At 72.0% G+C, this 26158-nt stretch carries 22 protein-coding genes; 7 read left to right on the top strand and 15 right to left on the bottom strand.

Features of this window, described 5'->3' with window-relative positions:
- The first annotated feature begins 8 nt into the window (after positions 1–8).
- A complete protein-coding gene (locus KBX63_RS08985) occupies positions 9–914 on the top strand; it encodes a siderophore-interacting protein (RefSeq protein WP_210910518.1) in 906 nt (301 codons plus the stop codon).
- On the opposite strand, the gene KBX63_RS08980 is transcribed toward KBX63_RS08985, so the two are convergent.
- The 9 genes from KBX63_RS08980 to KBX63_RS08940 form a co-directional block, all read right to left on the bottom strand.
- A complete protein-coding gene (locus KBX63_RS08980; protein ID WP_210910517.1) occupies positions 881–2161 on the bottom strand; it encodes a M50 family metallopeptidase in 1281 nt (426 codons plus the stop codon). The genes KBX63_RS08985 and KBX63_RS08980 overlap by 34 nt on opposite strands.
- Positions 2158–3204, bottom strand: a complete 1047-nt coding sequence (locus tag KBX63_RS08975; RefSeq protein WP_247661971.1) for a thiopeptide-type bacteriocin biosynthesis protein — start codon at positions 3202–3204, stop codon at positions 2158–2160. The genes KBX63_RS08980 and KBX63_RS08975 overlap by 4 nt, the downstream gene beginning before the upstream one ends.
- Positions 3197–5965 carry a lantibiotic dehydratase gene (locus KBX63_RS08970; RefSeq protein ID WP_210910515.1) on the bottom strand — a complete coding sequence of 923 codons (2769 nt, stop codon included), beginning with the start codon at positions 5963–5965 and terminating at the stop codon, positions 3197–3199. Before KBX63_RS08970 ends, KBX63_RS08975 begins: the two co-directional genes overlap by 8 nt.
- Positions 5966–6038: 73 nt before the next feature.
- Positions 6039–7652: a SagB family peptide dehydrogenase gene (locus tag KBX63_RS08965; protein ID WP_210910514.1), complete on the bottom strand. Its 1614-nt coding sequence runs from the start codon at positions 7650–7652 to the stop codon at positions 6039–6041.
- 10 nt (positions 7653–7662) lie between these two features.
- Positions 7663–9630, bottom strand: coding sequence for a TOMM precursor leader peptide-binding protein (locus KBX63_RS08960; RefSeq protein WP_210910513.1), 1968 nt, complete (start codon positions 9628–9630; stop codon positions 7663–7665).
- Between the two features lie 92 nt (positions 9631–9722).
- Positions 9723–9908: a thiazolylpeptide-type bacteriocin gene (locus KBX63_RS36680; protein ID WP_089021435.1), complete on the bottom strand. Its 186-nt coding sequence runs from the start codon at positions 9906–9908 to the stop codon at positions 9723–9725.
- Positions 9909–9984: 76 nt separating this feature from the next.
- The gene (locus KBX63_RS08950; protein ID WP_307871652.1) at positions 9985–10200 is read right to left on the bottom strand and encodes a hypothetical protein; all 216 of its coding nucleotides are present in this window, start codon (positions 10198–10200) and stop codon (positions 9985–9987) included.
- Between the two features lie 190 nt (positions 10201–10390).
- A complete protein-coding gene (locus tag KBX63_RS08945) occupies positions 10391–10573 on the bottom strand; it encodes a hypothetical protein (RefSeq protein WP_046564715.1) in 183 nt (60 codons plus the stop codon).
- A gap of 53 nt (positions 10574–10626) precedes the next feature.
- Positions 10627–12771, bottom strand: coding sequence for a TOMM precursor leader peptide-binding protein (locus tag KBX63_RS08940; RefSeq protein WP_210910512.1), 2145 nt, complete (start codon positions 12769–12771; stop codon positions 10627–10629).
- Between the two features lie 446 nt (positions 12772–13217).
- Here KBX63_RS08940 and KBX63_RS08935 point away from each other — a divergent pair, with 446 nt between their 5' ends.
- The 5 genes from KBX63_RS08935 to KBX63_RS08915 all read left to right on the top strand — a co-directional run bounded on the left by KBX63_RS08935 (position 13218) and on the right by KBX63_RS08915 (position 17435).
- Positions 13218–14171, top strand: a complete 954-nt coding sequence (locus tag KBX63_RS08935; protein WP_210910511.1) for an ABC transporter ATP-binding protein — start codon at positions 13218–13220, stop codon at positions 14169–14171.
- Complete coding sequence (locus KBX63_RS08930) at positions 14168–15010, top strand: ABC transporter permease subunit (protein ID WP_210910510.1); 843 nt, start codon at positions 14168–14170, stop codon at positions 15008–15010. The genes KBX63_RS08935 and KBX63_RS08930 overlap by 4 nt, the downstream gene beginning before the upstream one ends.
- 17 nt (positions 15011–15027) lie before the next feature.
- On the top strand, positions 15028–15261 hold the full coding sequence (locus KBX63_RS08925; protein ID WP_210910509.1) for a hypothetical protein: 234 nt from the start codon (positions 15028–15030) through the stop codon (positions 15259–15261).
- Between the two features lie 131 nt (positions 15262–15392).
- Positions 15393–16853 carry an SDR family NAD(P)-dependent oxidoreductase gene (locus KBX63_RS08920; protein WP_210910508.1) on the top strand — a complete coding sequence of 487 codons (1461 nt, stop codon included), beginning with the start codon at positions 15393–15395 and terminating at the stop codon, positions 16851–16853.
- Positions 16854–16958: 105 nt separating this feature from the next.
- Positions 16959–17435 (top strand): heme-degrading domain-containing protein, encoded by a 477-nt coding sequence (locus KBX63_RS08915; protein WP_210910507.1) that lies wholly within the window; start codon positions 16959–16961, stop codon positions 17433–17435.
- Positions 17436–17448: 13 nt separating this feature from the next.
- Here the strand turns inward: KBX63_RS08915 and KBX63_RS08910 are convergent, their stop codons facing one another.
- The gene (locus KBX63_RS08910; protein WP_210910506.1) at positions 17449–18825 is read right to left on the bottom strand and encodes an NAD(P)/FAD-dependent oxidoreductase; all 1377 of its coding nucleotides are present in this window, start codon (positions 18823–18825) and stop codon (positions 17449–17451) included.
- 102 nt (positions 18826–18927) lie between these two features.
- Positions 18928–19632 (bottom strand): TetR/AcrR family transcriptional regulator, encoded by a 705-nt coding sequence (locus KBX63_RS08905; RefSeq protein ID WP_210910505.1) that lies wholly within the window; start codon positions 19630–19632, stop codon positions 18928–18930.
- Between the two features lie 113 nt (positions 19633–19745).
- Between KBX63_RS08905 and KBX63_RS08900 the strand changes: the two genes are divergently transcribed.
- Complete coding sequence (locus KBX63_RS08900) at positions 19746–20462, top strand: DUF4386 domain-containing protein (RefSeq protein ID WP_210910504.1); 717 nt, start codon at positions 19746–19748, stop codon at positions 20460–20462.
- 25 nt (positions 20463–20487) lie between these two features.
- Here the strand turns inward: KBX63_RS08900 and KBX63_RS08895 are convergent, their stop codons facing one another.
- The 4 genes from KBX63_RS08895 to KBX63_RS08880 form a co-directional block, all read right to left on the bottom strand.
- Positions 20488–21744 carry a D-alanyl-D-alanine carboxypeptidase family protein gene (locus tag KBX63_RS08895; protein WP_210910503.1) on the bottom strand — a complete coding sequence of 419 codons (1257 nt, stop codon included), beginning with the start codon at positions 21742–21744 and terminating at the stop codon, positions 20488–20490.
- A gap of 155 nt (positions 21745–21899) precedes the next feature.
- Positions 21900–22808 (bottom strand): hypothetical protein, encoded by a 909-nt coding sequence (locus KBX63_RS08890; protein WP_210910502.1) that lies wholly within the window; start codon positions 22806–22808, stop codon positions 21900–21902.
- Positions 22809–22894: 86 nt separating this feature from the next.
- Entirely contained in the window at positions 22895–23065 is a 171-nt protein-coding gene (locus KBX63_RS08885) for a hypothetical protein (RefSeq protein WP_210910501.1), read from the bottom strand.
- A gap of 212 nt (positions 23066–23277) precedes the next feature.
- A complete protein-coding gene (locus tag KBX63_RS08880) occupies positions 23278–26100 on the bottom strand; it encodes a carbohydrate-binding protein (RefSeq protein ID WP_210910500.1) in 2823 nt (940 codons plus the stop codon).
- Positions 26101–26158: the final 58 nt, after the last annotated feature.

Genomic DNA, 26158 nt, shown 5'->3' with positions numbered 1-26158 from the left:
GAGGCACCATGACCGAGACCCGGCCCATCGCCCCGTGGCGCATGTTCGCCGTCGAGGTCCGCGCGGTACGCCGGCTGAGCCCGTCCTTCATCCGGGTGACCTTCACCGGAGGAGACCTCGACCGCTTCGCCGACAACGGTTACGACCAGCGGATCAAGCTGGCTCTGCCGCTGCCCGGCCAGCGCGAGGTGCGCCTGCCGGAGGGACCGGACTGGTACGCGAAGTGGCGGGCCCTGCCCGAGCACCTGCGCAGTCCTGTGCGCACCTACACCGTACGGGCGGTCCGGCCGCACCTGGCCGAGGTCGACGTCGACCTGGTGCTGCACGGCGACGGCGGCCCGGCGACCCGCTGGGCCCGGCGAGTGAGCGCCGGCGACGAGATCGCCATCCTCGGGCCGGACGCCGGCTACGACGGCGACCACGGCGGGATCGAGTTCCGGCCGTCATCGGCGGCGAGCCTGCTGCTGGCCGGGGACGAGACCGCCGTGCCGGCCATCGGCGGCATCTGCGAACGGCTTCCACGCGATGCCCGTGGCACGGTCGTGCTGGAGGTTCCCGACGTCGACGACGTGCTGCCGCTGGTGGCTCCCCCGCGAGTCGAGGTCCGCTGGCTGGCCCGGGGCGCGGGCGGGCACGGCAGCCGGCTGGTGCCGGCCGTCGCCGCCGCGGCGGGGGAACTGCTGGCCGGCGGCGCGACGGGGGCCGCCCAGCCCGTCGCGGACGTGGACGTCGACACCGAGATCCTGTGGGAGGTTCCCGACGAGGTGCCACCGGTTCCGCTGTACGCGTGGCTGGCCGGGGAAGCGGGCGTCATCCGGGCCCTGCGCCGGCACCTGGTCGCGGAGCGGGGTCTCGACCGGCGGGCGGTGGCCTTCATGGGCTACTGGCGACTCGGCCGCGCCGACCCGGCCTGATTCGTCGCCGTGCCCGCCGCCGAAGCGTCCCCGCCCGCCGCACTCCGGCGGCGGGCCAGGTAACCCGCGAATCCCAGTAACAGCAGGGCCTCGGCGAGCAGCACGGCGACCGCCCAGCCGGACCCGAGCCAGCCGGCCAGCGAGACGTACCAGAACCGGACCAGCAGCGTCAGCACGGTGACCGCGAAGACCGCCGAGGCCACGCCGTATCCGGTGTAGATCAGCCGGTCCCTGCGGCGGTAACCGGCGACCGCCGCAGGGCCACCGCGCAGCAACCGACCCCAGAACCGGTAGGTGTCGGCCCGCAGATCGGCCAGGTTGAGGGCGTGGCTGAGCATGTGGTAGCCGTCCAGGCGCAGGAATGGCACCAGGTTGAGCGCGGCGGTCGCGGTGCCGAAGAGCAGCATGGTGCCGGCCAGGTCGCGCAGCGCACCGGGCCCTACCCAGATCCGGATCGCGGCGAACGGCACCAGGGCCAGCATGCTGACGAACACGCCGGCGAACGCGGTGGCCACCCGCCGCCGGGGGGTGAAGAGAACGATGTCGTCGACCTTGCAGTACGGCGCCAGCAGCGGGAACCGCCACATCACCCCGATCTCGGTGACCCGGCCGCCGAAGTGCCGGCAGGTCAACCCGTGCGCACACTCGTGCAGGAAGACGATCGCCCAGGTGGTCACCACCGCCGCCACGATCGCGGCCAGCGGGCGGTGTCCGCCACCCACCCCCTTTATCAGGTCCGGCAGGTGCACCGCGACATAGCCGGTCACGGCGAGCACCGCCAGCAGGGCCGGCAGCACGAACCACCAGCTGAACAGTGGGCCGAGCCGAGGAAGCAGCCGGTTGAAGAGCCGGTCCGGGTCGAAGAGCGGCCACCGGGCCGACAACGGCCCCCGCCGGGCCTTCGCCGCGCCCTCGGCAGCCGAGGCGGTCAGGTGGGCGATCGTCTCCGGGTCGGTGGCGTCGGCGAGCAGCTGACGGCGGTGCAGCATGCCGAAGAGCTGCTGCCAGTTCTCCGGCCCGAGCCTGCGCCGGTACGTCGCGGCGTACTCGGCGGCGAGGTCGTCGAGGGTGCGCGTGCCGTCCATCCGGGAGAGCAGGAAGTGCTCGCGCGGCCCGACCCGGTAGTACCAGCCGGTCTCGCCGTCCTTGACGTGGTGCACGAGCTTCTCGCCCCGCCACTGGCCGGGGCCGAGCACGACGGCGGCGCGCAGTCGGGGGCGGGCCCAGGTGGCGTCGACCGTCGTCATCGTGCGCCGGCCGGTGCGTCGTCGAGCAGCGCGGCACGCATCAGGTACGACAGGTAGATCTCGTCGAGGATGCTCACTCCGAGCCGGTTGTTGGTCATGTGCACGTACGAGCTGAGCAGTATGGGCAGCGCGGCGTCGAGGTCCGTGAGCGGGGTGGGTGCACCACCGCCACGCTGAAAGACCAGCTCGCCATCTCGTGCCAACGCCACCACCCGTTCGCGCAGCGTGCGACAGTGCGCCAGCCAGCGGCCCTCGATTCCGCCCACGCGCGCGGTCGCCTGCTCCCGCGCCGCCGCACGGATGTCGGCGAGCCGGCCGCACAGGGCGCCGCCCATTCGCCGGTAGCTGGTGTCGAAGCTGGCGTGGTAGTCGTCGCTCGGCTCCGAGTAGGAGACCTCCCAGAAGCGCCGGTACTCGTCGAGAAAGCTGGCAATCCGCCGGTCGTCGTCGAGGAAGACGGCGCACATCATCATGGCGAGCTGGGCGGAGAGCCCGAGCAGCACCGGACGGACGTGCACGTTCGTGGTGGCCAGCAGGTCGAGCACCACGTCACTGGACTGCTCGAAGTGCCACTCGGCCAGCTGGACGCCGGCGGGGCCGCCGTACCGGCCGTACTCCCGCTCGTACGGGATGTGGTGGTAGCTGTTGTTCGCCCGCATCGGCATGTCGCCGTTCGGGCCGTACTCCTCGTCCCACCGCTGCCGGCCGTACTCGGCGAGGAACATCTGCTTGTACAGGTCGCCCAGGCCCGCGCTGTCCACCTCGTAGAGCGCGGGCCGGCGGCGCAGGAACGCGCCGATGGCCGCGTCGACCCGGGCGCAGACCAGCGCCGGGTCGGCGCCGGGGGCGGGCAGCACCCGCAACCGGACGTGCGGGCCCTCCATCCAGTACTTGATGAAGAAGTACCGGCTGATCAGTCCCTCGGCGCGCAGCTCGTCCACCAGCGGGCGGACCCCCTCGACCAGCATGGGGTTGGCGTTGCTGGCGTAGAAGACGTGCACGCTGAGCCAGCCGTGGTCGATCGGCGAGGGGTGGTCAGTCATGGTCTGCTCCAACTCGGACACCGTTGAGTTCGACGGTCAGTTCGGTGACGTACGTGCCGGTGCTGTCGTGTAGCACCTGCTCGTCGCGGCCCGGCAGCATCTCGGTCAGCACCAGCCGGCTGCCCGCGGCACGCGCCGTTGCGTCCAGCAGTTGCAGGGAGAAGTGGCTGTCGAAGTCCACGTACAGCGGCTTGTGGTCCGGCCGGGCGCCGCCCTGGGCGGCGTCGTCCCCGGCCGCCGGGGCGAGCCGGGTGCCCTCCGGGGTGGCGAACACACGGCGCGGAAGGCCGTTGTCGCGCCGCCACCGCTGCCACGCGAGGAACCACTCGGCGTCGCTCTGCCCGGCCGTCCGGGAGGGCAGGTGATCCGGGTGCAGCTTCCACATTCGCCGTTGCAGCACCAGGTCGCCGTGCACGATGCGGGGGTATCCGGCGATGCCCCGGCCGGGCAGCGGCACGGTCGTACCGGCCCACAGATCGGGTTGGGCCATGCCCAGGTAGGCGAACGTGAGCAGCACCTGCTGCACCTCCGGCAGCGCCATCGGCAGCAGGAAGCCGAGGTAGACCGGGATGACCTCGGCGTCGAGCCGCCGCGAGCGCAGCAGCAGGCGGTCGGCGACCGGGTCGTGCTCGACGCTGAGGTCGTCCATGTCGATCTGCTCGGCCGCCGGCCGGTGGCTGATCTCCCCCGGGCAGACCAGCTCGTACGGGGTGACCACCGGGTGCAAGTTGAGGTTGGTCGCGTCGTACCCGCCCTTGAGTTCGGCGAGCACCGCGCCGGGCGGCTGGAGCCGGACCAGTTCGGCGCGGAGCGCGCCGGCGAGGTCCTGCTCGGCGAAGAGGTGCGCGAAGCGGGAGAAGAGCAGTGTCATTCCGGAGTAGACCCGGTTGACCACCACCCGGTGCCGCCCACCCTGGTCGGCGAGTTGGAGGAAGAACGACCGGGGGTCGAGCGTGCCGAGCGTCTCCGGCACCATGGCGGCGATGTCGGCCATGAACGCATCGTCGAGGACGAGCTCCTCGGCGCCCGCCGGCAGTCGGTCGTACGCGTCGTTCATCCGCCGGGCCACCTCCAGCCGGGCGTCGTCCAGCGCGGTGATCTCCTCCTGCCGGAACCAGTTCTCCTGCCGGACGTAGCGGTTGTCCGCGTCGAACGCCCGGCGGCGCATCATCCGGCCGCTGTAGTGCTCGAAGAAGTCCTGCTGGAACTCGTGGGCGAAGGTGAGCAGGTCGTCGCAGCGACCGCCGGCGCCGTACCGGGCCCGGAAGAAGCCTTTGGTGGCCAGCCGGCGGGGAAGGTTGATGTCGAACACCGGCATGATCCGGGCGAGCGCCCGCAGGCCGGGTAGAACCTCCCGCTCCCAGCGCTCGCGGTCGGCGGTCACCGGGGCGCCGGTGTGCCGCGTGGCATCCTCGTAGACCAGAGTGCGGGGGGCGGGGACGTCGGGGCGGCCGAGATCGGTGTGGGCGGCGACCAGCTCGTCACGGATCCCGTCGAGCGCCCGGCGACGCCCCGGCAGGTCAGCGGTCGGATAGGCGGAGGCCAGGCGGTTCGCCGCGGCCACCCGCTCGGCCAGCCGGTCGGACCAGTCCCGGCCGATCCGCCGCAGCGCCGCCCGGTAACCCTCCACCGGGTCGTCGGCGTGGATGTCCAGTTGCAGGTTCGGCACCACCAGTAGACCGACCCGGAGCAGGTGGTGCAGGTACTGGGCGATCTCCTCGGCGGGGCGCCCGTCGGTGGCCAGCTCGGTGACCAGGTCGCACATCCGTCGTACCCGGCCACCGGCGAGCGCGTCCAGGATGTCGTGCAGCACCCGGCCGGTGGGGAGCACGAAGAGCGACTCGTGGATCGACTCCAGGGTGATCGCGGCGTCGCCGTCTTCCGAGCTGGTCCGGCGACGGCGCAGGTAGCGCAGTCGGCCGTGGGCGATGCGCCAACCGCTGGTCACGGTCACCGGAAGGTCGGCGCGGAGCGTCTCGTCGGCGAGCACGATGGTCGACAACCGGCCCAGCGCGGCCAGGTTGAGGCGGGCACTGCCCCGCATCGCCGCGCCCGCCTCGTCGGTGCTCGGCGCGACGTCGAGGATATGGCCGGTCCCGGTCTCGAAGGTGCCGACGTTCACGGTGGTCAGCCTGCTGAACGGGCTGGTCTTGGCGGCGGTGCGGTAGGCGTACTCCAGCAGCGACCGCTCTACCCGGCGGGCCCGCTTGCCGAGCGGGCCGGTCCCGGTGAGGTAGCCGGTGAGGTACCGGTCCAGCGACGGGGAGGCGAGCAGGATGCCACCGCGCAGGTTCGGATCGTCGGCGAGGCCACGCAGCACGGTCCGCCGCCGCCCCAGCTCGTCGTCCAGCAGCGCCGGGCCGGCGGCCAGCTCCCGGCGATACGCGGCGAAGGTCTCCAGCCAGTGGGCCAGCTCCCGGTGGGTGTCCCCGCCCAACGCCGCAGCCGGCCAGGCCGACGGGTCTGCGGGGCGGGGCGGGCGGAGGTTGAACACGTCCCGACGCAGCCGGATCAGCCGCTGCCGCAGCCCGTCATCGGTCAGATTCCGGCCCACCGCGACCTGGAGCGCGTCGGCCAGGTCCCGGCCGGTCGTCCGGAGCCGGTCCTCCAGGTCGAGCACCCGGCGGGACCAGCCGGCGGTCCGGTCGAAGGCGAGCTCGTCGGCGACCTCGATCGGCAGTCCGGCGGTGCGCAGCATGAACACCCCGGGCATCCGCCAGGAGATCGGGGTCACCGGGGGTGCGGGCAGGGACACCGTCACGGGTCTCTCCTTCGTCGGCGGATGGTCACGGGTCGGGGGGCCGCCGCTGGCGGGTCGGCGCGGGTCGGGGCCGTCACAGCCGGTACGCCAGGTCGGCGGTGGACTCCGGGTGCCGCCCGAGGAGCAGGAAGAGCACAGTTCGTTCGTCGGTGCCGTCCAGCCCGAGGGCGGTGTTCATGGCGACGTTGTCGAAGCCGAGCACCGCGCCGCAGCCCAGGCGTTGCGCGGTGGCCGCGCAGTACGCCCGCTGGGCGACGGAGCCGACCTCGGCGTTGAGGATCCGGTAGCCCCGCGGGCCGAACACGTCGAGGACCGCGTCCGGCCGACCGGAGATGGCCAGCACCGCGCCGACCTGACCCATGGTGTAGTTGGTGAGGAAGTACTGCTGCTGCAGGAAGGCGGACATCCCGTCCTCGGGTTCGGGACCGGCCGGCAGCAGAGCGTGTCGCCGCTCGCAGTAGGCGTAGCCGCCACCGGGCAGGCCCTCGACGTGGTTGGCGAAGACCCAGAGCCGGGTCAGCTCGGGCCCGCCGTCGGGTCGCTTGACGTCCGCCGGGTAGCGCCGGGCAGCGGCGGCGAAGGCGAGCGTGGTGCCGAGGTCGGCGGCGGTCAGCTCGGGTGGCCGGCGGAACCGGCCGAAGCTGCTCGACCGCCTGGCCAAAACCGTCGAGAGTGGACGGCCGAGCCGGTCCAGCTGCGGCGCGGGCAGCGCGACCGGCTCACCGGGCAGGTCCCGGGGGGCGGCGGCGTCGACGGTGTCCGGGGCCGGCACGGCGGGCGCGGCCGCCGCCCGGTGGACCGCGGTGACCGCGGGGAAATCCCGCACCCGACGGGACCGTTCGAACGCGGGGTGCCGGGCGCGCACCTCCGCGAGGGCGTCCGCCGGCGCCACCGGTGGGCGCGTGTCCACGCCCGTCCAGTCCAGCGGCACGACCGCGAAGACGCTCTCCGCGTCGCTGTCCAGGTCGAGCAGCCGGTCCAGGGGCGCCGGATCGAAGCAGAGCAGCCGCCGCAGCGGTACGCCCAGAGCGGGCGCCAGCAGGTCCCAGGAGCCCAGCAGGGCGCCGAGATCCTGGGTGACCACGTGGTAGCAGAAGCTGTTGTACTTGAACGAGTTCTTCCAGAACCGGACGCCGGCCAGCAGGTAGCTGCCGCCGGCCGTCCCCGGGTCGTCGGCGCCGAGGGCGGCGCGGACGGTGCCGGTGACGTCGCCGAGCAGCAGCCGCTCCAGCACGTGCGCTCCGGTGTGGTAGTGGTAGACGCCGGGCAGCAGCGGCCCACCCGCCCCCACCACCAGGTACAGCTCCATCGGGTACATTCCGCCGCCGGACGCGGTGCCGCGTCCCCACACCGCGTGCTCGAAGTGCGCCCGCTTGGCGACGTCCTGGTTCCAGTTGACCGTCATCCGCCGGTCCAGCACCCCGTACGACAGGCGCAGCAGGGCGGCCAGCCCGGCCAGCGACCAGCCGGCGGTCGGCGGCAGGTTCTCCCCGGTGTGCAGGTCGCGCAGGGTGGGCAGCTCGGGCAGCTCGGCGGGCAGCGGCAGCCGAGACGCGCCGGGGTAGCTCTTGTGCCGGGAGGGCTGGTCGGCCCAGTCCACCTCGTAGTTGAGCGGTTCCATCGGGGTCCGGGCCCGCCCGAACACCGCCTCGATGTAGTCCCGGACGACCTCGCGGGCCTGCTGCATGTCACTGCTCCTACGGGAAGGGGTGCGGGTGGGGGTTGCGGGCGGTCGCGCCGAGCCCGTCCGGTCCGTGCCGGCCCCGGGCCAGGTACCGCTCCAGCCGGTCGCTCCAGAGCACCCGCTGCCGCTGCCAGCCGAAGTCGATCGGGACCAGGGACGGAGCCACCATGGCCATCGTGTGCACCCCGGCGACCTCCTGCTCCGGGCAGGTCTGGTCGACGGCGACGACGTCACCGCCGAGGCCGGCGATCAGGCCGGCGAGGTAGGTCATGTCCGCGCGCAGGTCGTCGTGCTCCGGCCGGACGGCGAGCCAGTCGCCGTACAGCTCCGACATGGACCGCAGCGGCGGGTCGTCCAGGAGGAACGCCGCGTGTCGTGCCATCTCCGGCAGGCCGTAGAGCAGCGCGTGGTGGCTCAACTCGGTGACCCGGGTGTAGTCGCGGACCATCTCTCGCAGCTCGGGTTCGCTGGCGGCGACCCGCTCGTCGAAGCCGGGGACGTAGGAGGCGGTCTCGCAGAGCGCCGCCCGGACCGCGTCGTCCGGGTCGAGGCTCGCTCCCGCGGCGAAGCAGAGCTGACCGAGCCCGTCGCCGCGCCTCACCGCGACCGCGGTGACCACCGGGACCGGCAGGTCGGCGCGGGTGTCGAAGAGCCGGATGTCGTAGCCGAGCAGGTCGACCCGGTCGAGCATGAAGTGCACCCGCTCGTCGCGGCAGGTCGCCGGGTCGATCTCGGCCAGCCGGGCCGAGCCGTACCAGGCGAGCAGGAAGGCGTCCCGCTCGACGAGTTCGAGCATGCCGTGCAGCAACGCCTCCTCCGGGCAGCTGCCGCTGGCGCAGCCGTTGGAGCACTCCTGAACGAACTTGCGTTGGTCGGTGCGGCGGTCCAGGTAGTAGACGAGCTGTTCGGGAACGAGCCGGGGCCGGCTGTCGCGCAGCGACCACCCCCAGACCCAGTGCATCGGCTCGTCCGGCGAGTACGGGGCGTAGTAGAGCCCGTGCCCTTGGTAGAAGGCCGGGTGGTAACCCAGGCCGGCCGGGTCGAGCGCGTCCGGGGCGAGGTTGGCGTAGCTGTCGAAGACCTCGGTGCGCTTGGCACGCGGGAACTGGCCGGCGTACCGCTCCAGCCCCTCCAGCAGCGCGTACGTCTGACTGCCGCCGTAACTGTTGGCGTGCCCGCTCCACCACATCTCGTGCAGGTCGTACCGGCTGCGGACCCGGAAGTAGCCGGTGACCGGTGCGGTGGCGGTGGCGTTGTACGCCCGCAGCGCGTTTCCGCCCAGTGCCCCGGCGACCGGGTTGGCCAGCGCGCCGACCGGCAGGTCCAGCTCGTCGGCCGCACGCAGCCGGTACGAGGTCGGGTCCGGTTTCGGCCGGCGGGTCAGCGGGATGACCGCCGCCTCGGCGGTGTCCGCACGGGTGGTCACGCAGGCGGGGCATTCGGAGTCGGCCAGCACCTCGACGACCGTCGTCTCCAGGGTGTCCATCCGCAGTTGGTGCAGCCGGGCCACACCGGGGCGGTCGGTCCGGGGGCGGCACGCCTGCCGGAACAGCTGCCAGAGAGCGTCGACCGCGAACGGCGTGAGGTGCGGCAGGGGCGCCACCACCCCGACCCGGGCGCCGTGCTCCAGGGCGTGCCGTTCCTCCCGGAGCCGGATGGCCTGCCAGCGCCGTTGGACGCAGAGCGGGCACGGGCCCGGTCGGGCTTCCAGCGGGTCGCTCGCGCCGGCCCAACGGGGACCGACCAGCGCGGTGGCGCCGTGCAGCCAGATCGGCACCACGTCGCTGGTGAGCCCCTCACCGCCGTCGGCGTACGCGTCGGTCAGGCCGAGGGCGGCGATGCGGACGGTGATCCCGGCGGGTAGCGGGCCGTTGTCGGCCGGCTGGCCCGCCCGGTCCTGGAGCCGCTCGTGGAACGCCTCGCCGAGCTGCTTGAGGCTGGCGTCCCACCCGGTGGAGGTGGTCCGGACGTCGACGATCATGCGGTTCACCTGTCTGCGGTCGCTGCGGGTCTGGTGTCGGGACCGGGGCTCCCCGCCGGCGTGGCTCGCCGGCGGGGACGGCTGCGGCGGGGTTACCCGCCGCCGCATCCGGTGCTGGTGCTGCTGCTGCAGCAACTGGATGTGCTGCAACTGCAGCAACTGGAGCAGGAACAGCTGGAGCTGGACCAGTCCATGACCATCGCGTCGATCGCGTCGACGTCCTCAATCTCGAACGTCTCGGTCTCCAACGCGCGGAGTTCCTCCGTCAGATCCGGCATTTCCCTCTACCTCCCCTCGGGCGTCTGCGAACCTCTGCGCCGTCCGACCGTCCGGAGCGGCCGGTGGCGCCGAGGCTCAGCTGGTGCTGCTGCAACTCGACGAGGTGCAGCTGCAACAACTGGACGTGCTGCAGCTGGAGCAGCTCGAGGTGCTGGTGCTGCTGCTGCAGATGTCCATGTGGTCGGCGGACAGATCGGCGATGTCCTCGACCTCGAACGTCTCGGTCTGCAGGTCCCGCAGTTCGCCGCGGACCGATTCGGACAGCGCGGCGGATGACAGGGGTTGTGTCACGGGCCTCTCCTTGAGCCGCGGTCGGCGCCAGTCGTGGTGGGTCTGCGTCCGCACCACCACGATGGAGCCAGCGGAGGCACGCAGGGGCTACTCGCCGGTGTCAGCCGGCGGCGGTTGGTGCGTTCAGATGCGACGTCCCACCGGGGACTGGACTGCGTCAGCGCTGTGGGGGTCAACCCCGTCCACCCGGTCAGCCGCAGCTGGAGGTGCTGGTGCTGGTGCTGCAGCAGCTCGATGTGCTGCAACTGCAGCAGCTCGAGCAGGAGCAGCTGGAGCTGGTAGCAGCGAGCGCCTCGCCGCCGTCCTCAACCTCCTCGATCTCGAAGGTCTCGGTCTCCAGCTCGCGGAGCTCGTCATTCAGTGTGATCGGCATGTTTCCACCTCCTTTCACGGTGCGTGCCTCGCTCGGACCACTGGTGTGGTGGTTCAGTCGGCCGCGCGGCCGTCGTGCCGCAGCAGGACCACGCCGCTGCGAAACGCCCCGCTGGCCCGGAGGTCCCGGGTGGTGGTCTCGACCAGCAGCGCGCTGATCCCCCGCTCGGCGAGGATGGCGAGCACCGCGTGCCGATCGGTGCCGCCGACCGCCGGGGCGCCGTTGGCGGCGCGGCCGGTGAGGGTGGCCGGGTCGAGGTCCGCGAGCACCGGGTCGCCGAGGTCGGCCTCGGTCCCCTCGAAGTGCCGCACCTGGATCCGTCCGACCAGGTCCCGGAGGGCGCTGAGGCGCGTGGCGATCGGGTCGAAGCCGCCGGCGAGCCGCCAGTCGCGGTCGCCACCGCCCGGCGCCGCGGTGACGGCGAGCACGGCGTGCGCCGGTGCGGCGTCGGTGAGGGCGAAGACCGCGAGCTGACGGCCGAAGCGATGGGCCGCCTTCACCACGAACGCGATGTCCTCGTCGGCGACCAGCTCCTCCTCGCCGAGCACGGCGAGGCCACCGTCGCCCCGCATCGCCGCAATCAGGGCGTGGTACGCCAGCGCATCCGCAAGGCCTTGATCGATGACACCGTCGAGGCTGTCGGCGGCCGCCGCGCCGGCGGGGGTCCGCTCGGCGAGGCCCTCGCCGTTGGCAGCCGAGGTGGGCAGCGCCAGCGCCGCTGGAACCCAGACGCTCTCCGGACGGCCCAGCACCGTCGCCGGCAGCCATCGGACCGCTCGGCGCGGGTCGTACGGCACCGCGCCGGTCGCGCTGTGCAGCTCGGTCCACGGCACCGGGTGCCCGCCACGTTCCCGCAGCTGCTCGGCCGTGGCCAGCACGCCAGCGCGTGGGTCGGCGTACCGGGCGGCGTGGTCACGCACCGCCACCCGGTAGGCGGCCAGCCGGGCGCTCAGCACGGTGTGCACGTCGAACGCGGTCACCTCGCGCGGCCCGCGCCGGCCGGGCAGCCGCAGCCGGGCCGTCTTCAGCGGTGCCTGCTCCAACGGGTCGTCCACGAACCGGGTGAAGACCCCCGCGTTCGGCGACACCAACGCCTGGGCGCGCTGGTAGGTCTCGTCGTCGGAGCCGCCGGGCCCGACCGGCTCGGGCACCTCGACGTCCCGGCAGACCGGGCAGGCCGGATGCGGCAGCACCCGTTCGCGGGCGGCCTCCAGGGTGGACCGGTCCAGCAGCAGCACGCCGTCGGCCGTGTCCGGTGCCAGCGCGCCGGTGAGCACCCGGAACAGTTCGAACGCGGCGGCGTTGCCGACCATCCGCGCGGTCACCTCCGGCAGCGGCGCGGGCGCGTCGGGGCCGGGACCGACCGCGAGCTGCCGCCAGAACTCGACGGCGACATCCGCGTCAGCGGCGGCGGTGAGCCTCAGCTGGGCGCAGAGCCAGCAGGGGGTCTGGCCCGGCTCGACCGTCGGCCCCACCACCGCCCGCTCGTCGTCCCACAGCACCGGAACCAACAGCGGGCCGTCCCGGTGGCAGGCACGGGCCAGCTCGGCCAGGCCGGCCAGGCCCGTCCGGTCGGTGCAGTACACCACCGCGTCCGCTCCGGTCAGCTCGACCGGCCCGTCATGTGCCCGGAACTCGGCCGCCAGCCCGTCGTCGCGCAGCTCCGCCACCTCCGGTCGCAACGCCTCGGCGTAGCGCGACGGATCGTCGTCCGGGTACAGGTCGAGGCGGAGACACCCGTTGCGGAGCAGGCCGCTCGCCACGGCCAGCAGGGTCGCTCCCCCACCGACCAGCACCACCCGGGCGGTGTGGAAGCGCAGGAACCGGCCGGTGGGGTCGTCGGTGAAGTGGTCGACGAACTCGATCTGCGGGGCGAACCGCCGGGCCACCGGTTCCGCCAGCTGCGTGCGGTCGCCGGCGTCCTTCGCGAAGCCACGGGCGAGCAACGCGCGGACCAGGGTGAGCACGGTCTGCCGCTGCCCCTGGTCCAGGGACGCGGTGAGCTGCCCCAGGGTGTGCTCCCCGGTCAGATAGGGGCTCAGCGAGGTCAGCCAGCGGAAGGCGGATCTTCCCTTGATCAGGAACGCGGTGTCCGGCCCGCGCAGGTAGGCACCGGCCGGCGCGTCCAGGAAGACCACGTCGTGTCGCAGCTTAGGTCGCACTTCCAGGTTCTCCGCACCGTCCGGCGGCAGGTTCATCCAGGCTCCTATGCCAACGGTCACCATCGACTCGAAAGTGTCTACATGCTGCCCAAGGTCAATTCATTCGTCAACAGATTGTTTCGTAGGGCGCAGCGGCGGAAGTCAATTGGAGGGCACTGAGCTGCGGCTGAGGAAAATTTTCCCGCACCCCGCCGTCGCGGGCCTTCCCGAGCCGATCAACCTCCGCTACTCTGTGGGCGTCGTCGACCCCTCCGCAGGTCAGAGGCTTTTACATCGTTCCAGGCCGGCGGCGGGCAGACGGCGTGATCCCGGGGTTGACGGTCCTCCACCGCCACCTCGACCGCGCCTTAACGAACAGTTAATTGACCGCGCGCAATTAACCCTGCGTCGTGGTCGGGAATCAGTAAGGACCCCTCAGATGAAGGCGAAGGAAAATCCCCTCGGCGGCTTCCGCCACACCGAAGGACGATTGCGGCAATCCGTTGGGGAATGACCGATTCGCCATCGAATTGCACGAGGTCACCAAGCGTTATCCCGGTGGTGTCACCGCGGTCGACGACCTCGACCTGCGAGTGCCCGAGGGGATGGTCTTCGGCTTCCTCGGCCCGAACGGCGCCGGCAAGACGACCACCATGCGGATGCTGGTGGGGCTCGTCCGGCCGACCTCCGGCCGGATCCGGGTGCTGGGCCAGCCGCCCGGCACCCCGGACCAGTTGGCCCGGGTCGGCGCCCTGATCGAGTCACCGGCCTTCTACCCCCATCTGTCCGGCGTGGACAATCTGCGGTTGGCCGCCCGCTACGCGGCAGTGCCCGACAGCGCCGCCGACCGGGTGCTGGCCGAGGTGGGCCTGACCGCACGTGCACGCTCGGCGTTCCGGACGTACTCGCTGGGCATGAAGCAGCGGCTCGGGGTGGCGGCGGCGCTGCTCAAGGAGCCGAGCCTGCTGATCCTCGACGAGCCCACCAACGGGCTCGACCCGGCCGGTGTGTCGGAGATCCGGGAGCTGCTCCGGTCGCTCGGGCAACACGGGCGCACCGTGCTGCTCTCCAGCCACGTGCTCGGTGAGGTGGAGCAGGTCTGCGACCGGATCGCGGTGATCAACCGTGGCCGGCTGGTCGCCGAGGGCACCTCGGACGAGCTGCGGGCGGCGCTCGGCGGCGGCGAGTTGCTCATCGCCGCCGACCCGGTCGACAAGGCCGCCGCGTGCCTGCGCGACCACCGGAGCGTCCGCGCGGTGGAGACGGTCGACGGCCGGCTACGGGTCGACGCCGATCCGGCGCTGGCCGCGGAGCTCAACCGGCGGCTGGTCGAGGCGGGCATCGACGTACGGGAGCTGCGGCCGGTACGCCACTCGCTGGAAGAGGCGTTCCTGGAGCTGACCGGGCCGGACCGGCCCGATCGGGAGGAGTCGACGACCATGGGAAGCAAGCGGTGATCGCCTCGGTACGCGCGGCCTGGTTCGCCGACCGGAAACGGCCGGCGGTCTGGACCGTCACCCTCACCTGGATCGTGTTGGCGCTCGCCTTCGGCATCGGCGTCCCGTACCTGGTGCATCTGACGCTGGCCGGCGATCCGAAGCAGGCGGACTCCGCCGCGTCGCTGCTGGACGCCGTGCTGCCCGGCCAGCTCGTCACCACCGGAATCGGGTTGTTCCCGCTCTTCGGTGGGGCGATCGTGGTCATCCTCGGCGCTCTGGTCGTCGGCAACGAGTACCGCTGGGGCACGCTCAACCTGATCTTCACCCAGCGTCCCCGCCGGGCGCAGGTGCTGGCCGGGCACGCCGTCGCGCTCTGCGCCCTGACCCTGCTGCTCGTCGCGCTCACCTTCGCCGCGATGGCCGGGGTCACCGCGCTGCTCGCGCTGGTCGAGGGGCGCGGCCTGGACTGGCCGGCGGCGAGTGACCTCGCCGGTGCCGTCGCGGCGGCCTGGCTGATCTGCAGCGCGCACGCCAGCGTGGGCTACTTCCTCGCGATCGCGTTCCGCAGCACCGCGACGGCGATCGCCGTCGGCCTGGTGTGGACGCTGGTGCTGGAGAACGCGATCAGCGGCCTCGCCCTGGTACTGAGCCCGCTGGAGATGGTCCAGAAGCTGCTGCTCGCCCCCAGCTCCGGCGCGCTGGCGGGCGCGCTGGGAGCCCGGTCCCAGTTCGACGGGGGCACGCCCGGGGTGATCGAGTCGACCGGCGCCGGGCTGCCCGCCGCCGTCCTGGCGGGATACGTGGTGCTGATGTTCGGACTGGGTATCTGGCTCGCAGTACGCAGGGACGTCGGCTGACCGGAAAGGATGTCGAGATGGACTTCCTTCTCGCCTTCGTGTTGACCGGACTGGTGGCATGCAGTGGCTGGATCGCGTGGGCCGTGGCCCGCGCCTGGGCCCGGGCACGCGACCGGCGGCACGAGCTGCGCCTCGCCCAGGCCCGGTCGGTGGCCGAGCTGCGCCAGGCGGAGCTGACCGCCCGCGTCCGGGAGCAGGAGCTGGCCAACGAGACCTACCAGGACTTCGTCCGGCGCCACCCGGAGAGCTGACCGGAGCGGCGTCACGGCGGTCTGCGGCGCGCGCGGGGTGCATCGGAGGCCGTGTGGTGCGTACAGTTCCGGGTCGGACTTGGGGTGGGCCGGCTGGATCCGGCGCAGGGAACGGGACGAGACAGAGACTCATGACGGCGGACAACGGTACGGAAATCGGTCAACCCGGGATTGACCGGAGCCAGCTGGAGACCTGTCTCAGCGTCTTCGAGGCGTTGGAAGCTCTGCCGTCCGATCACCCCGACGTGGTGCGGGTGCAGCGGGCCACCGCGAAGCTCTACAAGGTGATCAAGCAGCGGCGGCGCGAGGAGCGGCGGGACGCCATCGTGACGGCCGACCGTGCGGTGACGGCGGCCACCGCCACCGGCGCCCCCGGCCGGATCGACGACGAGACGCAGGGCATCCCCCTCGCCTCTCCCACCGCGGGCGCAACGGCCGGCGTCCTGCACAACCCGCGCGGCTGCTACGTCTGCAAGCAGCGCTACCGCGAGGTGGACGCCTTCTACCACCAGCTCTGCCCGTCCTGCGCCGCGCTCAACCGGCAGCGCCGGGACGCCCGCACCGACCTGACCGGCCGGCGCGCGCTGCTCACCGGCGGCCGGGCGAAGATCGGCATGTACATCGCGCTGCGGTTGCTGCGTGACGGCGCGCACACCACCGTGACCACGCGGTTCCCGCACGACGCGGTCCGCAGGTTCGCGGCGATGCCGGACAGCGCGGACTGGCTGCACCGGCTGCGGATCGTCGGGATCGACCTGCGCGACCCCGCCCAGGTGATCGCTCTCGCCGACTCGGTCGCCGCCCAGGGGCCACTCGACATTCTGATCAACAACGCCGCGCAGACCGTCCGCCGCTCGCCCGGGGCGTACTCGCAGCTCGTCGCGGCGGAGGCCGCGGCCCTGCCGGAGGGCCCGCTGCCGGAGCTGATCACGTTCGCCAAGCCCGGCGGTGCGGGCACCCCGGCGGGCAGCCTGACCGCCGGGCCGCAGTCGACCGCGCTCACCCCGCACGCGCTGACCGCGTTGGCGCTGACCAGCGGCTCCGCCTCACCGGAACGGATCGCGGCGTCCACGGCCATCGACGCCGGCGGCCTGGTGCCGGACCTCGACTCGGTCAACAGCTGGGTCCAGCGGGTGCAGGAGGTGGACCCGGTCGAGCTTCTCGAAGTGCAGCTGTGCAACGTGACCGCGCCATTCGTGCTGGTCAGTCGGCTGCGACCGGCGATGGCCGCCGCGAAGGCCCGCCGCAAGTACGTGGTGAACGTGTCGGCGATGGAGGGTCAGTTCGGCCGCGGCTACAAGGGGCCGGGGCACCCGCACACCAACATGGCCAAGGCGGCGCTGAACATGCTGACCCGCACCAGCGCCCAGGAGATGTTGACCGACGGCATCCTGATGACCAGCGTCGACACCGGCTGGATCACCGACGAGCGGCCCCACCCGACGAAGATGCGGCTGGCGGACGAGGGCTTCCACGCCCCGCTGGACCTGGTCGACGGCGCGGCGCGGGTGTACGACCCGATCGTCCGCGGCGAACAGGGCGAAGACCTGTACGGCTGTTTCCTGAAGGACTACGCCCCCTGCGCCTGGTGATCGCCACGTCGGTCACGGCGATCCACTCCGCCGCCGGCTCGCACCCACGACCAGCGGGTTTGCGACAATCAACAGGTACGCCCACTCGACGAGGAGAAGGTACGCATGCCATCTGACCAGGACCCGTGGCCCACGCTGGACGAGCTGCTGCGCGAGGAGAGCGAGCTGGAGCTCGCGGGCCTGTCGGAGACGGACGCGTACGAGTTGGGGATGCTCGCCGTTGCCGCAGCGAGCGAGCAGCGGCTCCCGATCGCGGTGGGTGTGTGGCGGGCCGGGCGCCAGCTGTTCCACTGCGGCCTGCCCGGTTCGACGGCGGACAACGACGCGTGGCTGCGCCGCAAGGGGCGCGTGGTGATGCGGTTCGAGCACTCGTCGCTGTACATGGCCCGGCTCTGCCAGGACAAGCAGGTGACGCTGGCGGAGCGGTTCGGCCTGCCCGCCTCCCGGTACGCGGCCGCCGGAGGCGCGGTGCCCCTGCGCGTTCGCGGCACCGGCGTGGTCGGCTGGGTCGGCGTGTCCGGCCTTCCGCAACTGGACGACCACCGCTTCGTCGTCGACATCCTGCGCAAGACCCAGCGATAGCCGCACGGACCGATCAGCGCGTCCGCCGGTTGGCGCGCAGGGCGCCCAGAATCACGCGGGGTGTGGCCAGCGAGAGCGGGTGCTCCCGCATGGAGACGACCTGGTTGAACCGTCGCGCGGTCGCCACGTCCGTGACGGTCGCCGTGACGATCTGCCGGCTGGCCCAACTGGAGAACCGGTAGCCACGCGGGTAGGGCCCGTCGACGTGCGGCAACGCCAGGTCGGCGGAGGTCGACGTCGACCAGGCGGCGTCGACCACGACCTTCTGCAGGGCGAGATACCGGCGCGCGGGCACGTTCAGATCCGGGCCTGACCGCAGGTACATCGAGAGGCAGGCCGCGTGCAGAGCCGCCGCGGTCATCCCCTGCCCGTACACCGGGTTGAACGACGCGACGGCGTCACCGACGCTGACCAGCCCCGCCGGGAAACGCTTCAGCGCGTGAAAGTCCCGCCGGCGACTGTCGGAGTGGCGGTAGGTCTGGACGTCGCCCAGCATCTCGTTCCCGGCAACCTCGCCGAACTCCGGTGGGAACTGCTCCCGCAGCCGACGGACGAAGTCCTCCGCCGTACGCCCCGGGCGGTTGTCTCCGTAACCGGCCATCATGGCCATCCACCGGCCGTCCTCGATCGCGAAGAACGCGGCACCGGCCACGTCCAAGGACATCTTCGGCGTGTGCAGGGCCAGCACGACCGTCGAAGCCGGGGTCGCCTCGGGACGCCGGAACAGGGCGGTCGCGTAGTTCAGGTGCACGGTCATCCGCCGTGTGACGGGTCGGTCCCAACCGGCCTGCTCCAGCCAGTCGGAGAGCCTGCTCGAACGCCCCATGGCGTCCACCAGGAGGTCACCGCTCTCGACTCCGGGAGCCCCGCCGACGTCGTAGCGGACTCCGGTGGTGATGGCACCGTCGAACACGAGACCCGTGGCGCGGGCGGTGACCGTCTTGACGTTCGGCAGTCGCAGCACCTGCTGGCGGATCAGCCCCTCCAGGAGAGGCCGGCTGGCGGCCAGGCTGTCGGCGTCGTCGGGGACGATCACCTTCAGGCGGCCGTCGAGGTAGTTGCGCCTCGCCGGGGGCGGAGCCTCGATCGCTCCCTGGGCCAGGGCCTGTTCGCGGAATCCCGGGAACAGGCGCTCGAACTGGAGAAGGCCACCGGGCAGCAGCGCGTGCAGCTGCGTCCCCTGTGGCACGCCGGGCCGCTCGCCCGTCACCTCCAGGTCGTCCCGGTCGATGATGACGACGGTTTCCGCGTAGTCGGACAACACCCGGGCGGCCAGCAGCCCGGCGATGCTGCCGCCGAGCACGACGGCCTTGCCCAGCACCGGGGACGCCTGGTCGGGGGGCAGCACAGCATTGAGCGCGGCGAAGACCCGAGCAGGGGAGAGGGACATCGTGCTCTCCAAGGGGTACGAAGTGTGGCGGGACGCACGCCGATCGTTGCATAGGTGCCCGACATCGCCCGGCCCGGTTCGCCGCGCGGGATCTGTCGTGAATCAGCTCCTGATCCGGTCCCGGCCGCGGAGGCGTTCGAGCCCGTCCAGGAGCAGGTTCAGGGTGAACTCGAATTCGAGCTGGCTGTCGCACCAGCCGAGCGTGGGGTCGGTCCCGTCATGCATCTCGGTCGCCACCATGGCCGTCAGGTGCGGCAGAGCCGAGGCCATCGCGGCCAGGTCCGCCTCCGCCACGTCGGCCTCCATGCTCGCACCCGCTGCCGGGCTGAAGACCTCCTGCGCGAACCCGAGCGGCAGGCTGCCGAACGCGTGCAACGCGCGGTGCGCGAGGTGGTGCGAGAACCCGGCCTGGAGCAGGGTGCCCACGATCCCGTCGTAGTACGTGTACAGGCCGACGGGGATGGCGCGGCGCGAGCCCAGCAGCCCTGGCATCCACGGGTGCCGCAGCATGATCTGACGCGCCGCGAGGAACTGCCCGCGCAGCCGCGTACGCCAGTCTTCGCCGTCACCGTTCGCGGAGAGACGGCCGACCACGGCGTCGATCTCCGCGATCACGGTCTCAACGACGCCGTCGAGGAGTGCCTCCTTGGCGGGCAGGTGGTGGTAGAGCGACATGGCCTCGACGCCGAGGTCGCCTGCGAGGCGGCGCATCGTCAGGGCCTGGATCCCCTCCGCGTCCGCCAGGGCGACCGCCGCCGCCAGTACGCGCTTACGGCTGAGCGGTTGCCGAGAAGCCCTTGCTGCCACCTGTCTCCCAACTCTTGCCAGCACCTTACATCGTATGGTTACCTTACGTTGTAAGGGAGCTGGTTGGATCGCGACCACTTCACAAGCCGGTACGGCCTCCCCAAGGAGCCACAATGCCCGCGCTGATCCGTACGGCCCGCACGACCGGGATGCTCTACCTCGGCCTCGCCATCACCGGGGCACTCGGCTTTCTGCTCATCCGGCCACGCCTCTTCGCGGCCGACGACCCCAGCGCGACGCTCGCCAATCTGGTCCAGCACCAATCGCTCGCCCGGGCCGGCGTCGCCTTCGAACTGCTCATCGTCATCACCCAGGCTTTCGCCGCCGCCTGGTTCTACCGGCTGTTCCGCACCGCGGACGCGCGCGCCGCCGGCGCCATCGCCGCGTTCGGCCTCATCAACGCCGTCGTGATCCTCGTCAGCGCGGCGCTGCTCGCCACGGCGCTCGACATCGCGCTCGACCCCGCCGGCGACGCGGCAGCCACCATCCAGCTGCTCTACCTGACCAGCGGAAACCTGTGGGGCGTCGGCGGGCTCTTCTTCGGCCTGTGGCTCATCCCCATGGGCATCTGCGTGCTCCGCTCGAACTGGATGCCCCGCCCGCTCGGCCACATCCTCGTCGGCGGCGGCATCGGATACCTGCTCAGCACATTCATCGGATATCTCGCCCCGGAGGCGCACGCTGTCGCCGACGCTCTCGTCCTACCGGCGACGGTCGGCGAGTTCTGGATGATCGGCTACCTGCTGACGCGCGGCGTCCGCGGCCACGCGCTCGACCAGGCGCTGTCCGACCGGCAGCCGGAAGCCGCACCAGAGACCATCTCGGGATGACGCGCCTCCCGGCCTCGTCCGACGGTCAGCGGTGGCGGCGGATGCGTTCCCAGGTGGTCGGCGGTTCCATCGCGGCCCTGGTGCGTAGCGCCGTGGCGACCGGCTCGCCGTCGCCAGCCGTGGCGGTGAGCTGGCCGTGTTCGGCGCCGGCGGCGATCCGCGACGACACGGCGGGGATCTGCGCGTCGAGCCGTACCCGCAGGCCCGGCCAGCCGACGACCTCGACCTTCTCGGCGGCGTTGATGGTGCTGCCGGTGTCGAATGGGCCGCGCACCGTGGCGACCTGCTCGCCGGCGTCGACGAGCGTGTGGACGGCGAGCGCGGCGGCTGTCGAGCGGAGCAACGACCGGGTCACCGCGAAGACCCGGTCCAGCTGGACCGGGGTGTTGGCGCCGGGCTGACCCAGGACCGCGCCGACGATGCTGAGCTTCCGGCCACCCACGGTGACCACCGCCGCGAAGACCAGGCAGCCGCCGGCCTCGTCGGTGGAGCCGGTCTTGATCCCCACCACGCCGTTGCGGCCGACCAGCTCGTTGTAGTTCTGCACCGTGCCGGCCACCGGTATGGTCGCCTGTTTCTGCTTGACGATCTCGGCGAACGCCGGCAACGCCATCGCCCTGCTCGCCAGAATCACCTGGTCCCGCGCCGTGCTCACGGTGTCGGGGTCGAGGCCGGACGGGTCGGTGTAGTGGGTGTCGGACATGCCGAGGTCGTCCGCGACGGCGTTCATCTTCTCGACGAAGGCGGCGACGCTGCCGGAGTCCCAGGCAGCGAGGATGCGCGCCATGTTGTTCGCCGAGGGCAGAAGCACCGCCTGCAGCGCCTGCCGTTCGGTGATCACTTCCCCGGCCCGCACCTCGACGAGCGACTCGCCGCGTGCCTTCTCCGCCGGGTACGCGGCCGCCTGCTCGGCGCTGACCGTCAGCTTCGGCCCCTGCTCGCCGACGGCGAGAGGGTGCTCGGTGAGGATGACGTAGGCCGTCATCACCTTCGTCACGCTCGCGATCGGCAGCGGCTTCGACCCGCCGAAGGCGCCGAACGTTCCGAGCCCGTCGACCGAGATCATCGCCTGACCCGAACGCGGCCAGGGCAGTCGCGGCGCCGCACCGGGGATGGTCATCGACGCCGGTACGGTCAGCTCGACCGCCGGGGCGGGCAGCGGGTCGCGCAGCGGCGCGACGGCGTACAGCCCGCCGCCGAGCAGCAGCAGGACCAGCAGGCAACCCAGCACCCACGGCAGGCGACGCCGGCCGCGCCGGGCTGGCGGCGCTGGCAGCAGCACGCCAAAATCCTCGGTCGGCGATTCCGCCGGATCACCCATCGTGTTGCCTCCCCCGTGATGGAAACCCGGAGGTTAACAGTCCTGGTCGGCCCGTAGCTGGCCGTGCTCCGGCCCGGGAGTCACCGGTCCATCGCAGCGCCGATGCCGCCGGCTCCTCAGCGCGTGGCGCCGCCGGGTCGACCCGGGCCGGTCCCGGAGCGCCGGTGCGCGACCCGTGGAGCCCGTACCACCGGGGAGTTGCCCGATCCCGGGCGGAAACCTCGCGCCGCACTGGCCACCGTCTCGTCGGGGTCACTCTCGAGAGCCTGCCGGATGTGCGACGGGATGACCTCGGATTTCGCCATCGCCAGTCGGACCAGCGCCGAACGGTCGTCGACCAGGCGTTCCAGATCCGCCTCGTCCAGCTCGACCGCGCGGACCAGCGCGGCGCGGACGTCGACCACCGGGTCCTGGGCGAGCACGCTGCGCTGCGCGGCGGTGGTCCGCGGGTTCCGGGCGACCCCCTTGCGGACGCGGGCGGTGCGATCGGCCATCAGGGCGGTGATCACGTCGGGGTCGTGGGTGTGGGTGGCGAGGCGTTCCCGTACCTCGGGTGACACGTCGTCGATCAGCCGGGCGGCCAGCTCGGGCTCCAACCCCCGCGTCTCCGCGAGGAGACCGCGAAGCTCCTTGTCGGGCGCCTCCACCATCACCTGACGAACCGACTCGTCGCAGGCCGGGTTGCCGGCGACCGCCCAGCGCACCCACCGGTCGGCGTCCTTGACGAGACGCAGGAGATTGCCGACCGAGGTCGAAGAGTTTCTCGCCACGGTCTCCCGGACCTGACGATCAGGGTCCCGGGTCAGCGACCGCAGGGCCTGCGCGGGTGCGTCGGTCCGGGACGCGACCGCCTTGCGAACCACCGCCGACGGGTCGGACGCCAGGTCGATGAGGGTCATCTGTGGCGTTGCGGGGTCCTGCGCGAGGGCGAGCTGCGCGTCCGCGCTGCCACCGGCCCCAGGATGGTTGGTGGTGCCTGACCCGCTGTGACGGTCGGGCCCGCCGACGTCCTGCTGCTTCCCCATGGGCGCAATCATGTCACGGGCCGATCGGGGCAGCGCGAGCCTGACCAGCCCTTCGACGCTGGGTTCCCCATTCTGACGGCCGACGGTCAGGCCGGCGCGCCTCGATCGTCACGCATTCTCGCCTGGGACGGGAGGCGGCGCCGGATCGCGACGACCACCGCCAACACCGCGCCGACCAGCACACCGAGCGGCGCCAGGACGGAGGCGGCCAGCACCGCCAGCCCTCGAACGGGCGTCGTGGAAGCGGGGAGGATCACCGATCGACAGAGACGGCGTCTCGTCCCCAACCGAGGCCGTGCAGGTCACCGTGTACGTGCCGGTCGGCCCGGCACCCTGAGACGACGCCCGGAGCAGGATTCATGCAGGCATGATCGCCGGTTGCCGATGGCCGCGCCATCCCGTTCGCGGTGGATGGTGGCGGCGCCGGCGGGCCCGGCCTGATGCGCGACCAGGCCGGGCCCGTCGTCCGTCAGCCGGTCAGGGCGAACTTCTCCCAGGACCCGATCGCCGCACGGTTGGCGATCAGCGGCGCCGCCCCGGCGTTCTCGGCGGTCACGATCTGGTTGTTGGCCAGGGCGCGCAGGCTGACACTCCCGTCGGAGTTGGTGATGAGCTGGAAGGTCTCCCAGGGGCCGATCGCCGCACGGTTCGCGATCAACGGCGCCGCGCCCGCGTTGTCGGCGCAGACGTACATGCCGTTGACGCGCGACCGCAGGGCGATGTTGCCGTTCCCGGCGTCGACCCGGTCGAACTGCTCCGCCAGCCCGATGGTGGCGGCCTTCGCGATCAGCGGCCCCGCGCCGCCGTTGTCGGCCGTCACGTACTGGCTGTTGACCTGCGCCCGCAGGCTGACCGCCGCACCGCCGCCCGAGCCGGTGGTGAAGGTGAAGGAGTCGACGTCGAACAGGTTCCCGGCCCCGCCCTTGAACACCAGGTACAGCGTGGTCGTCGCGGCGGGCGGGTTGCTGATGGCGCCGGAGACGGTGGTGAAGGTTTCCCAGCCGCCGGTCACCGGGACCGTGACGGTGCCCAGCAGGGTGCCGGTGGCGGATCCGGCGCGCACCTCGATGGTGCCGCCGGCGCCGGCGGATGAGACCCGCGCGGCGAACCGGGTGGTGTTGGCCAGGTGGTACGGCTGGTACGAGATCCAGTCGTTGTTCTCGATGAAGCCGGCGGTCCGGCCACCCTCGGCGCTGGCGTGGTCGGCGATCTGGATGCCGGACTGGGCGCCGAAGTGCTCGCCCTGCCGGTGCTTCGGTTGCAGGGTCTTGATGCTGTGCATGGTGAGCCCGCCGTTGTCGGTGTAGGAGGCGTCGAAGACGCCGTAGATGTTGGCCGCCGTGTCGTGCTCGCCGTCCACCGGGATGATGATGGTGCCGCTGCAGCCGGTCTTCGAGGTGATCTGGTGGGCGTGGCTGTCGTGGCCCAGCGCGTAGTTGACGGTCACCCGCGCACAGTTGATCGTGCCGTCCTGCGGGTCGCTCACGGTGACCTGGAACGGCACGGTGTCGCCGAAGGCGAAGAGCTGCCCGTTGGCGGGCAGGGTGAGCGACACCGTCGGGGCGGTGTTGCCGACGGTGATCACCAGGCTCGCCGTGCCGGCCAGGCCGGTGGGGTCGGTGACCCGCAGGGTGGGGGTGTACGTCCCGTTCGTGGTGTACGTCTTGGTCGGGTTGGCCGCCGTCGAGGTCGTCCCGTCGCCGAACGTCCACAGGTAGCTCAGCGCCCCGCCTTCGGGGTCGGAGCTGCCGGCCGAGGAGAAGGTGACGGTCAGCGGGTTCGACCCGGAGGTGGGGTTCGCCGAGGCGACCGCGACGGGGCTGCGGTTGCCGCCGCCGATGTACTCGACCCGGTAGAGCGCCTGGTTGTTCGCCCCGGTGCCGTAGTCCAGCACGTACAGCGCCCCGTCCGGACCGAAGGCCATGTCCATCACCTGGGTCCCGCTCCACGGGAAGTCGGAGATCTCCCCGCGCGAGCCGTCGGCGTTGACCGCGATCGCCTTGATCCACCGGCGACCGTACTCCCCCGCGAAGAAGCGGCCGTCCAGCGACGCCGGGAACTTGATGCTGGAGTTGAGCCCGGCGTTGTACCGGTAGACCGGCCCACCCATGGGCGACTCCGAGCCGCCGCCGAACTCCGGGGGCGACCCGGCGTCGCCGTACTTGATCCAGCTCGGCTTCGCCGCGGGCAGCGTGGTGAGCCCGGTGTTGCGGAACGAGTTGTTGGTCGGCCCAGTGGCGCAGTTGTACCTGGCCAGCGACGGCCCGGACGGGAAGGTGTACTCGTTGTACGTCTCGGCCGGGGTGTTGGTGCCGGTGCAGTACGGCCATCCGTAGTTGCCGGGCCCGGTGATGCGGTCGAACTCGACCTGGCCGCCGGGACCGCGGTTGGGGTCGGCGGCTCCGGCGTCGGGGCCGTAGTCGCCGAGGTAGACGATGCCGGTCGGCTTGTCGACGCTCATCCGGAACGGGTTGCGGAAGCCCATCGCGTAGATCTCCGGCCGGGTCCTGGCCGTGCCGGGCGGGAACATGTTGCCGGCCGGGATCGTGTACGAGCCGTCCGGCTGCGGCTTGATCCGCAGCACCTTGCCCCGCAGGTCGTTGGTGTTGCCCGACGAGCGCTGGGCGTCGAACTGCGGGTTGCGGTTGGTCCGCTCGTCGATCGGGGTGAACGAGTTGGACTCGAAGGGGTTGGTGTCGTCCCCGGTGGTGAGGTACAGGTTGCCGGCGGCGTCGAAGTCGATGTCGCCGCCGACGTGGCAGCACTGGCCCCGGTCGTTGTCGACCTGGAGCATGATCCGCTCGCTGCCCAGGTTGAGCGTGTTGTCGGCGTTGAGGGTGAACCGGGACAGCCGCAGGTGCCCCTTCCAGCGGTCGAAGTCCGCCGCCGTCCCGCTGGTCGGGGCGTCCCCGGCCGGGGTGTTCAGCGCGGGCGAATAGTAGAGGTAGACGTACCGGTTGGTGGCGAAGCTGGGGTCGACGGCGACGCCCTGCAGGCCCTCCTCGTCGTGCGTGTAGACGGGGAGGGTGCCGGCGACCTTGGTGTTGCCGGCCGCGTCGGTCACCCGCACGGTGCCGTTGCGGGCGGTGTGGATCACTGAGCGGTTGGGCATGACGGCCAGGGACATGGCCTCGCCGAGCTCCGCCGAGCCGGTCGCCAGGGCGACCTGTTGGTAGTCGGCGGCGGGGATCGGAGCCGCCTGGGCGGGGGCGGCGACGGCGAGGGTCACGCTCGCGACGGTGGTGAGCGCCGCGAGGAGTGCCCGGGGCCAGCGCCGGGGGTGAGCGGGCATGATCGTCCTTTCTCGACGACCGGGGGCTGGGCGCGTGGGGGCGCGCCACGGCCGGATG

The sequence above is a fragment of the Micromonospora sp. U21 genome, assembly GCF_018070045.1.
GTDB lineage: Bacteria > Actinomycetota > Actinomycetes > Mycobacteriales > Micromonosporaceae > Micromonospora.
The sequence above is the reverse complement of the archived record's forward strand: the minus strand, read 5'-3'. Positions and strand labels throughout refer to the sequence as shown.